This is a genomic window from Geodermatophilus sp. SYSU D00815, from assembly GCF_054050035.1.
Genome location: NZ_JBJGYO010000001.1, coordinates 1 through 10,166, shown reverse-complemented (window position 1 = coordinate 10,166; position 10,166 = coordinate 1). Strand labels below are relative to the sequence as shown.

General features: G+C 75.9%; 9 protein-coding genes. 5 read left to right on the top strand and 4 right to left on the bottom strand.

Annotation, left to right across the window (positions count from 1 at the left end; translation table 11 throughout):
• Positions 1-41: 41 nt before the first annotated feature.
• A complete protein-coding gene (locus ACI78S_RS00045) occupies positions 42-542 on the bottom strand; it encodes a MarR family winged helix-turn-helix transcriptional regulator (protein ID WP_456970138.1) in 501 nt (166 codons plus the stop codon).
• Positions 543-567: 25 nt separating this feature from the next.
• A complete protein-coding gene (locus ACI78S_RS00040) occupies positions 568-1,476 on the bottom strand; it encodes a hypothetical protein (RefSeq protein WP_456970137.1) in 909 nt (302 codons plus the stop codon).
• A gap of 122 nt (positions 1,477-1,598) precedes the next feature.
• Between ACI78S_RS00040 and ACI78S_RS00035 the strand changes: the two genes are divergently transcribed.
• The 3 genes from ACI78S_RS00035 to ACI78S_RS00025 all read left to right on the top strand — a co-directional run bounded on the left by ACI78S_RS00035 (position 1,599) and on the right by ACI78S_RS00025 (position 5,313).
• A complete protein-coding gene (locus ACI78S_RS00035) occupies positions 1,599-2,909 on the top strand; it encodes an alpha-hydroxy-acid oxidizing protein (RefSeq protein ID WP_456970136.1) in 1,311 nt (436 codons plus the stop codon).
• Positions 2,910-3,179: 270 nt separating this feature from the next.
• On the top strand, positions 3,180-4,649 hold the full coding sequence (locus tag ACI78S_RS00030; protein ID WP_456970135.1) for an NAD-dependent succinate-semialdehyde dehydrogenase: 1,470 nt from the start codon (positions 3,180-3,182) through the stop codon (positions 4,647-4,649).
• Positions 4,650-4,806: 157 nt separating this feature from the next.
• Complete coding sequence (locus tag ACI78S_RS00025) at positions 4,807-5,313, top strand: Hsp20/alpha crystallin family protein (RefSeq protein ID WP_456970134.1); 507 nt, start codon at positions 4,807-4,809, stop codon at positions 5,311-5,313.
• Positions 5,314-5,413: 100 nt separating this feature from the next.
• Here the strand turns inward: ACI78S_RS00025 and ACI78S_RS00020 are convergent, their stop codons facing one another.
• The gene (locus tag ACI78S_RS00020) at positions 5,414-7,633 is read right to left on the bottom strand and encodes an MMPL family transporter (protein ID WP_456970133.1); all 2,220 of its coding nucleotides are present in this window, start codon (positions 7,631-7,633) and stop codon (positions 5,414-5,416) included.
• 376 nt (positions 7,634-8,009) lie between these two features.
• On the opposite strand from ACI78S_RS00020, the gene ACI78S_RS00015 reads away from it, so the two are divergent.
• Positions 8,010-8,792 (top strand): alpha/beta fold hydrolase, encoded by a 783-nt coding sequence (locus ACI78S_RS00015; protein ID WP_456970132.1) that lies wholly within the window; start codon positions 8,010-8,012, stop codon positions 8,790-8,792.
• Here ACI78S_RS00015 and ACI78S_RS00010 read toward each other — a convergent pair.
• The gene (locus ACI78S_RS00010) at positions 8,768-8,944 is read right to left on the bottom strand and encodes a hypothetical protein (protein WP_456970131.1); all 177 of its coding nucleotides are present in this window, start codon (positions 8,942-8,944) and stop codon (positions 8,768-8,770) included. The two genes, ACI78S_RS00015 and ACI78S_RS00010, sit on opposite strands and share 25 nt — an antisense overlap.
• A gap of 283 nt (positions 8,945-9,227) precedes the next feature.
• Here ACI78S_RS00010 and ACI78S_RS00005 point away from each other — a divergent pair, with 283 nt between their 5' ends.
• On the top strand, positions 9,228-9,998 hold the full coding sequence (locus ACI78S_RS00005) for a hypothetical protein (RefSeq protein ID WP_456970130.1): 771 nt from the start codon (positions 9,228-9,230) through the stop codon (positions 9,996-9,998).
• Positions 9,999-10,166: the final 168 nt, after the last annotated feature.

Genomic DNA, 10,166 nt, shown 5'->3' with positions numbered 1-10,166 from the left:
GTGACCGCCAACCGTCCGCGGGGCGTGTCGGCGACGCACCGTCAGCGGCGGATGCGGGCCGCGGCGGAGACCCGGGCCAGCGCGTCGGTGACCACGGCGGCGTCGTCGCCGAGCAGGCTCAGCAGGTGGGCGACGAGGTCGTCGTGGGTGCGGGCGGCGGCGTCGACCCGCTGCCGGCCGGCGGGGGTGAGCCGGGCGTGCAGCAGCCGCTTGTCGCCCTCGGCGCGCTCGCGGACGACCAGCCCCTCGGCGACCAGCCGGTTGATCGTGCTCGTCACGCCCGGCCGGGAGATGCCGAGCGCCTCGGCGACCTCGCCCATGCTGGCCCGCTCCCCCGGCGACTCGGCGATGCGGCGCAGCGCCTCGAACCCGGTGAGCGACAGGCCGTGCTGGCGGTGCAGCGCGGAGTCGACGCGGTGGGTGATCCGGTCGTGGGCCTGGACGATGCGCAGCCACGTCTCCGCAGGTCGCGGGGCCGTTCCCGGGAGTCCGGCGGCGTTTCGTGGGACACCGCGCGCCAGCGCGTCCCGGGAAGAGGTCACCTCGCCATCGTCCCCGAGATCGGGCTCAGGCGCCCGCCGTCGGGCGTCCGGCGCCGGCGCGCTCGCCCCTGGCGCGGCGGGCGCCGGTCAGCCCCAGGCCGGCCGCGGCGCCGGCGAGGGACACCCCCGCCGCGATCAGCGGCCAGGCCGGCTCGCGCGTGACCGGCGCGACCGGCGCCCCGGCCGCGGCCGGCTGCACCTGCGGGTCCGGCGCGTGGCCGGGCACGGTGCCCGGAGCGGGCACGCCGCCACCGGCGCCGCCGTCGGTCGCCCCGTCCTCCGCCGTCGCCTCCGGCGCGGACTCCCCCGCCTGCGGCACGTCGCCGCCGGCGGCCGGGGCCCCGGCGGAGCCGCCCGGCGCCGGCGCGTCCTCGGCCGTCCCCGGCACGGTGGCCGGCGCGGGGGACGCGCCCGCGGTGGTCGGGGCGATCGCGGCGCAGTCCTCCTCGGCCGGCCGCGTGAAGGTGTACGGGTCGAGGTCGTCGGCGAAGGTGTCGCCCGAGTCGTCGAGGGCGGTGAACTCCAGCCGGCTGTCGATCCGCTCGCCCCAGGCGACGTCGGCGGTGGCGAGCACGACGGTCTCGCCGGGCCGGATCTCGGCGGCGTCCTCGCCCGCGGGGGTCCGCGAGGTGGCCAGCACGACCCGGTAGGGCGCCGTCCCGGCGACGACCTCGATCCGCACCCCGCCCGGGTGGCAGCTGGGGCCCTGGACCACCGCGTAGTTCGGCCGCGCCAGGTCGTCGACCGCGGCCGCGGGCGGCGCGAGGGCCACCCCGGCGCCGAGGAGGGCGAGCAGGAGGGCAGCGCCCCGGCCTGCTGCGCTGCGCGGAATGTTCGGCGTCGGCCCGGCCGGCACGGCGTCCCCCTCGACTGCTGCCGGCACCCCGTACTGCGTGCTGCGGTCCCCCCAGGCGCCGGCCCGCTCATTCTGCACGCGAGTGACGCGGAGTTGTCCGACCGTTACTGGCCAGTCGCGCGTGTCGCGCGGCGTGTCGCGAGAAAGCCCGGTAACGGCCGCCGGCGCCGTCCGGCCGCGCCGCTCACTACGGTGACGCGGTGGACTCAGCAGCGGGTACGGGGCGACGTCGGCAGGACGAGATCTACCGCGCCGGGGTGTACGGCCGGCACCCCCGCGTGCCGACGACGGCCCGCGGCCTGCAGCGGCTGGCGAAGCGCAAGCTGAACCCGCGCGCCTACGCCTACGTCGCCGGGGGTGCCGGGGACGAGGCGACCCAGCGGGCCAACCGCGCGGCGTTCGACCGGTGGGCCGTCGTGCCCCGCGTGCTGCGCGACTGCAGCGCCCGCGACACCTCGGTCGAGCTGTTCGGCCGCCGGCTGCCGGCTCCGCTGCTGCTCGGGCCGGTGGGCGCCCTGGAGCTGGTCGACCGCGAGGCCGACCTGGCCGTGGCGCGGGCGGCCGCCGCCACCGGCGTGCCGATGGTCTTCTCCAACCAGGCCTCGGTGCCCATGGAGGCCTGCGCCGAGGCCATGGGCGACGCGCCGCGCTGGTTCCAGCTCTACTGGTCCAGCTCCGACGAGCTCGTCGAGAGCCTGCTCGCGCGGGCCGAGGCCAGCGGCTGCGACGCCGTCGTCGTCACGCTGGACACCACGATGCTCGGCTGGCGGCCGCGCGACCTCGACCTCGGGCACCTGCCGTTCGCCCTCGGCAAGGGCATCGCGCAGTACACCTCCGACCCGGTGTTCCGGCGGCTGGTGGAGGAGCGGGTGGCCGGCACGCCGGCGCCCGTGGAGCCGGCCGCCTCCGCCGGACGGGACCGCCAGCCGTTCCCGACGCCGTCCGCCGTCCGGGCGCTGGTGGGCATGGCGCGGGCGTGGCCCGGGCCGCTGCTGGAGAACCTGCGCTCGCCGCTCCCCCGGGCCGCCGTCGAGACGTTCCTCGGCATCTACTCGCGCCCGTCGATCAGCTGGGCCGACCTCGCGTGGCTGCGCTCCCGCACGCGGCTGCCGATCGTGCTCAAGGGCGTGCTGCACCCCGACGACGCGCGCCGGGCGGTCGACGAGGGCGTCGCCGGGGTCGTGGTGAGCACGCACGGCGGCCGGCAGGTGGACCGCTCGATCGCCGCGCTCGACGCGCTGCCCGACGTCGTCGCCGCGGTCGCCGACCGGGTGCCGGTGCTGGTCGACAGCGGGATCCGCAGCGGCGCCGACGTCTTCACCGCCGTGGCGCTGGGGGCGCGGGCGGCGCTGCTCGGGCGGCCGTTCGCCTGGGGCCTGGCGCTGGCGGGCGAGGCCGGTGTCCGGCAGGTGGTCGAGGACGTGCTCGGCGAGTTCGACCTCACCCTCGGCCTGACCGGGCACACGCGGGTCGACCAGCTGGGCCCCGAGGTCCTCCGCCGCGTCGGCTGAGGGCCTCTCCGCGCCGGTGACCGGCCCGGACACGCCCGGCTCCGGGCGACACGCCGACGGGGGTTGACCGGGGCGAGTGACGACGCTCACAGTGGGTTCGGGCGGGGGCAGCCGGCTAAGAGTGGCCACCGACAGCTCGGTGGACCGACCAACGCGGCCAGACCGTCAGGACCGGCCCCCCGCCCCACACGATCTCCCCCTGCAGCAGGATCGCCGCCGGGCGCAGGATGGTGCCCGAGCACACCCGCAGTCGAGCGGAGGAGATCTGCGATGGCCGACCTGTACGTCGACGTCCCCGGCGTGAGCCGCCCGGTCCCGACCGGCCTGTACATCGGCGGTGAGTGGCGACCGGCCTCCGGCGGGGCCACCTTCGACGTGCGCGACCCCGCCGACGTGAGCGTGCTGGCGCCGGTCGCCGACGCCACCGTCGAGGACACCACCGCCGCCGTCGACGCCGCGCACGCCGCGCTGCCCGGCTGGGCGGCCACCCCGCCGCGCAAGCGGTCGGAGATCCTGCGCCGCGCCTTCGAGCTGATGCTCGAGCGGGGCGACGACATCGCGCGGCTGATGGTCCGCGAGAACGGCAAGACGCTCACCGACGCGCGCGGGGAGCTGACCTACGCCGCCGAGTTCTTCCGCTGGTTCTCGGAGGAGGCGGTGCGCATCGACGGCGACTACCGCGTCGCGCCCGCCGGCGGCACCCGCACCGTCGTCGTCCGCCAGCCGGTCGGCGTCTGCCTGCTGATCACGCCGTGGAACTTCCCGGCGGCCATGCTCACCCGCAAGCTCGGCCCCGCGCTGGCCGCCGGGTGCACCAGCGTGGTCAAGCCCGCCGAGGAGACCCCGCTGACCGCGCTGCTGCTGGCCGAGCTGCTGGCGGAGGCCGGCGTCCCGGACGGCGTGGTCAACCTGCTGCCGACGACCAACGCCAAGGACGTAGGCGCCACCGCGATGGCCGACCCGCGGCTGCGCAAGGTCAGCTTCACCGGGTCGACCGAGGTCGGCCGGATCCTGCTCAAGCAGGCCGCCGACCAGGTGCTGGTCAGCTCGATGGAGCTGGGCGGGAACGCGCCGTTCGTGGTCTGCGCCGACGCCGACCTCGACGCCGCGGTCGAGGGGGCGATGGTGGCCAAGCTGCGCAACGGCGGCGAGGCGTGCACCGCGGCCAACCGGTTCTACGTCGAGGCGCCGGTCGCCGAGGAGTTCGGCCGGCGGCTGGCCGAGCGGATGGGCGCGATCAAGGTCGGCCGCGGCGACGACGACGGCGTCGGCCTCGGCCCGCTGGTGAACGAGGAGACCGTCGAGAAGGTCGAGCGCATCGTGCGCGAGACGGTCTCCGCGGGCGCCCGGACCGTCATCGGCGGCGAGCGCCCCGCCGGGCCGGGCTGGTTCTACCCGCCCACCGTGCTGCTCGACGTGCCCGCCGACGCCCCGGCCACCCGGGAGGAGATCTTCGGCCCGGTCGCGCCGATCGTGCCGTTCACCTCCGACGAGGAGGTGCTGCGGATCGCCAACTCCACCGAGTACGGCCTGGTCGCCTACGTGTTCACCGGCGACCTGGCCCGCGGCCTGCGGCTGTCGGAGGCGCTGGAGTTCGGCATGGTGGGGATCAACCGCGGCGTCGTCAGCGACCCGGCCGCGCCCTTCGGCGGCGTGAAGCAGTCGGGGATCGGCCGCGAGGGCGGGCACGAGGGCCTGGCGGAGTACCTGCAGACGAAGTACGTGTCCTTCCCGCTCTGACCCGGCCGCCCGCCACGACCAGGTCACCTGGTCCCGGCGGCTCCTCCCCCGCCGTGCGGCGTGCGGGAGGACCTGTTCGGATCAGGTGGGCTGATCGTGGCACCAGGGACGACGCTCGCGCGTTCGAACGGTCAGGTCACCGAGAGGAGCACGCCCCATGAGCGGACAGGGCCGCTGGAACGAGTCGATCCCCTTCGGCCGGCTCGAGGAGATGTTCGACGACTGGGTGCGCACCATGCGCGCCAACCGCCCGCAGGGCGGCGGCTCGGTCTGGGCGCAGGCCACCCGCGAGGACGCCCGCCCCCGGGCCGACGTCGTCGACGAGGAACCGGCGTCCGACGACCGGATCCGGGTCGACGAGTACCGCGAGGACGGCGTGCACGTGGTGCGCGTCGCGCTCCCGGGCGTGGACCCGGACCGGGACGTCGAGCTGACCGCGGACGGCGGCGAGCTGCGCATCGCCGTCGAGCGGCGCGGGGACGACGAGCGCAGCTACCTCCGCCGCGAGCTGCCCACCGGCCGCACCGAGCGCTCGCTGCCGCTGCCGGAGCGGGCGCGGCCGGCCGACATCACGGCGTCCTACACCGACGGGATCCTCGAGATCCGCATCCCGCTGGCCGAGCCGTCGTCCGACCGGACCCGCATCACCGTCAACCGCGGCTAGCGCCCCGCACGGCCACGATCAGCCCACCTGATCCCGACGGGTCCTCCCCCACGTCGCAGCGTGAGGGAGGACCCGTCGCGGTGAGGGAGGACGCCCGCCGTCAGTCGCGGGAGAGGACCAGCGGCTCGTCGACCACCGGCCGCGGCCGCTCCACCGACGGCGGGGGCACCGGCTCGTGCGACAGCGTCGGCAGCCACCGCAGCCAGCGCGGCAGGTACCAGTTGCGCTCGCCGAGCAGCTGCATGACCGCGGGCAGCAGCAGCGCCCGGACGACGGTGGCGTCGAGCAGCACCGCCACGGCCAGCCCCAGGCCGATCTGCTTCATGTTGGTCGTCGAGAGGGTCACGAAGGTGCCGAAGACGAACACCATGATGATCGCCGCGCTGGTGACCACCCCGGCCGACGAGGTGATCCCGTTCGCGATCGCCGCCCGGGTGGACAGCCCTCGGTCGTAGCCCTCGCGGATCCGGCTGAGGATGAAGACGTGGTAGTCCATCGACAGCCCGAAGAGGATCACGAAGAGGAACAGCGGGATCCAGGTGACGATCGCGCCGGTCTCCTGCAGCCCGATCAGCGAGCCGCCCCAGCCCTCCTGGAAGACCAGCACCAGCGTGCCGTAGGCGGCCGCGACCGAGAGCAGGTTGAGCACGATCGCGGTCAGCGCCACCACCACCGACCGGAACGAGACCAGCAGCAGGGCGAAGGCCAGCACCAGCACGAACCCGAACACCCACGGCGTCCGCTCGGCGATCAGGTCGCGGAAGGCCACCGAGCCGGCCGTCTCGCCGGTCACCACCGCCGTGACGCCGTCCACCCCGCCGACGGTGTCGGCGACGATGCCCTCGAGCGCGTGCAGGGCGTCGACCGAGGCCTGCTCCTGCCCGTCGCCGACCAGCGGCACCGAGACGACGGCGACCTCGCCGTCCTCGCTCGTGCGGACCTCCACCGGCTCGTTCATCCGCCCGGTACCCAGCGCCTGCGCCCGCAGGTCGGCGATCGCCGCCTGCACCTCCGGAGCGGCCACGTCGGAGGCCTCGACCACCACCTCGGCCGGTGACGAGCCACCGGGGAAGGCCTCGGCGATGCGCTCGTAGGTCTGGATGACCGGCAGGTCCTGCGGCAGGTCCTGGATGCCGTCGTTGCGCAGCTGCAGCTGCACGGTCGGGACGGCGAGGGCGACCAGCGCGCCGCCGGCGACCACGGCCGCGACGACCGGGCGGCGCAGCACGGCGCCGAGCACGACGGCCCAGAACCGCGACGGCCGGGCCTCGCGGCGGTGCAGGCCGGGGATGCGGCCCTTCTCGACCCGGTCGCCGAGCCAGCTCATCAGCGCCGGCAGCACGGTGAGCGAGCCGACCACCGAGGTGGCGACGACGAGGATGGTGGCCACGCCGATGCCGGTGAAGACCGCCGAGCCGGTGAGGAACACCCCGGCCATGGCGACGATCACGGTGAGCCCGGAGATGAGGATCGACCGGCCGGAGGTGGCGGCGGCGATGTCGAGGGCGTCGACGGCGCCGTTGCCGCGGGCCCGCTCCTCGCGCTCGCGCTTGAGGTAGAAGAGCGAGTAGTCCACGCCCACGGCCAGGCCGATGAGCAGCATGACCGTCTGCGCCGTCCCGTCGACGTGCCACACCTGGCTGACGTAGGTGAGCAGCCCCAGGGCGCCGACGAACGCGGTCAGCGCGAACACCAGGGGCAGCAGCGCGGCGACGACCGCGCCGAAGGTCAGCAGCAGGACGGCCAGCGTGATCGGGATGGCCAGGTACTCCGCGCGCTCGAAGTCGCCGGCCAGCGCCTCGTCGAGGGCGACGTCGGCGCTGGCACCGCCGAACTGCTCCACCCGCACGTCGGGGTGCCGGTCGGCGACCTCGGCCACCGCCTCGCTGATGGCGCCCACCTTGTCGGCGGCGTCGTCCGGCGAGCCGCGGATGTCGAACGTCACCAGCGCCGACCGGCCGTCCGCCGAGGTCAGCGGGGCGCCGGCGAGCGGGCTGGCCACGTTCTCCACGTCGGGGGTGCGCTCGAGCGTCGCGACGACGTCGGTCAGCGCCGCGGTGGCGGCCGCCTCGGTGTCGTCGTCCCGCTGGACCAGGACCATCTCCGACGCCGGCTCCTCCCAGCCGTGCGCATCGAGGATGCGCTGGGCCTCCGCCGGCGGGCCGACGTTCGACTCGGCGGCGGTGAGCTCGCCGCGCGGGAGGAGGCTGCCGAGCACGATCGCCAGGACGACGAACGCCAGCCAGCCGAAGACCGCCGTCTTCCGGTGCCGCGCGCTCCACCGCCCTGCGCGCGCCGCGAGATTGCGTGATGAGTCCACCTCTGTGCCTTCCTGATCTCGGTGAAGTCGCCGGGTCGAACCTGCCGCCGGGCGGGGCGCGCGCCCATCCCGCCACCTGGCCGTTCGTGGGTCGGGCCAGCCCGAACACCACCGCGGGAAGCCTGTCGGGGCGCGCTCGGCGCAGGTATCGGTGAACGCCCCCATCCGTCCCGGGTACCGGTCACCGGAGGGCTCCGGGTGCTCCCGGGAGGGCACCGGCGTCGACAGCGCCGATCTCGCACGGGACGACCGCGGAAGCCGTGCGAGATCGCCGGTCTCGCCGCGGGCGGGCTCGTCACCGGCGGGCCGCCGCTGAGAACCGCGGCGCCGCAGGGTCTCAACCGGCGGACGACCCGGACGGCCGAGGAGGCGGACGATGGCGCGGTACGTGCAGCTGGGCGAGGTCAACACCTGGTACGACGAGCGCGGGGAGGGCGACCCGCTGGTGCTGCTGCACGGCGGCCTGGTCGACACCCGCCTGTTCGAGCCGATCCTGCCGCCGCTGGTGGAGCGCTTCCACGTCTACCTGCCGGAGCGGCGCGGGCACGGGCACACGCCCGACGTCGAGGGGCCGATCACCTACCAGGTGATGACCGACGACACGATCGCCTTCCTCGACACCGTCGTCGGTGGGCCGGCCGACCTGGTGGGCTACAGCGACGGGGCCTTCCTCGCGATGCTGGTCGCGATCCAGCGGCCGGACCTGGTCAACCGCGTGGTGATGATCAGCGGAGGTTTCGACAAGTCCGGCGAGGCCGCCCCGGACGCGGAGTTCGACGTCGACGAGGTGGTGCAGTTCCTGGGGCGGTCCTACGGCGAGGTCTCACCGGACGGCGAGGCGCACTTCCCCGTCGTCGTGCGCAAGATCGGCGAGCTCATGGTCAACGAGCCGCACGTCGACATCGCCGAGCTGGCGAGGATCCGGGCGCGGGCGCTGGTGATGTTCGCCGACGACGACCTGATGACGCTCTCGCACGCGGTCGAGATGTTCGAGGCGCTGCCGAACGCCGAGTTCGCCGTCGTCCCCGGGACGTCGCACTTCCTGGTCGGCGAGAAGCCGCACCTGGTCAACGCGCTGCTGACCGACTTCCTCACCAACGACCCGGTGCCGACGATGGCGCCGATCCGGCGGGCTCAGAAGGAGTGGGCCTCGTCGTAGCCGTAGTCCTGGTCGAGGTCCGGCGTGCGCCGGGCCGCCGGCCGGCCGGGCTCCCGGGGCGGTGCCGGTTCCGGGGCGGTCGGACGGCGGACGTCGGCGTGCACCTCGTCGTAGCCGTAGTCGCCGACGGTCGGGTCGCTGTTCGGCTCCATGGGCGCTCCTCGGGACGTCTCCGCTGGTGAGATGGTCGCCCGGAGTGTCCTGGGTCACAAGACCGAATCGCGGCAGTCACACCTGACTCTCTTGCGGACGGACCGGTCCGTGTGCAGTCTGTCGCGCGGCCGGGCGACCGCCCGGCCGTCGGACACCTCGCGTCGGCGGAGTCTTCCCCGCCTCCGGAGGAGGACGGGAGGACCTATGCGGCGCACCGCGGCACGGGTGTGGCGGAGACCTGCACGACCGACCGGTCGGGGAGCGCGGTGGGCGCTGGTCGGCGTGGCCGCCGCCGGGTCCGCCGCGCTGCTCGTGCTCGGGCTGGGGCTCGACGCGGCCCTCGTCGCCGTCGGCGCGGCCCTGCTGGGTGCGGCCGCGACGGTCGTCGTGCGCGCGCGGCGCGGCACGGGCCCGCGCCTGCTCGCCGGGGCCGTGGACTCCACCGACGCCGCGCTGTCGCTCGCCGTCACCGGCGTCGCGGCCACCGTCGTCGGCGTGCTCATCGCTCCGGGGGGCACCCCCGCGGGTGCCACCGCGCCCGGCCCGAACCCCGCGGCCGCCGTCGCGCAGCCCACGACGACGACGTCGACGGCGCCCGGCGCGCCGGTACCGGCCGCGGTGCCGGCCGCGCCGCCACCGGCCGCCGGCGCGAGCAGCGCCGGACCGACCTCGGGTCGCCCCTCCACCGGGGTGCTCGGGGCCTCCCGGACGACCACGTCGGCCCGCAGCACGGCTCCACGGACGCCGGCCGAGGACGCCGCGGACGAACCGTCGCCCACGACGGCGCCCGCGACGAGCACCGCGCCGCCGCCCACGAACCCCCCGCCGACGAACCCGCCGCCGACGGATCCCCCGCCGACGAACCCTCCGCCGACCGACCCACCGCCCACAGACCCGCCACCGACCGACCCGCCACCGACCGACCCGCCACCGACCGACCCGCCGCCCACCGACCCACCGCCCACCGACCCACCGCCCACCGACCCACCGCCCACCGACCCGCCGCCCGCGGAGCCGACCGATGCGGGCACGCCTGCCACCGAGGTCGTCTGAGGGCCCGCCGCACGGACGGGACGACAGCGGCCCCGTTCCCACTGGGGAACGGGGCCGCTGCGCGTCGTGCCGGGTCCTGGCGCCCACCACGCGGAAACGGGGGGGGGGGGGGGGGGTGGGGGGGGGGGGGGGGGGGGGGGGGGGGGGGGCGGCGGGGGGGGCGGGCGG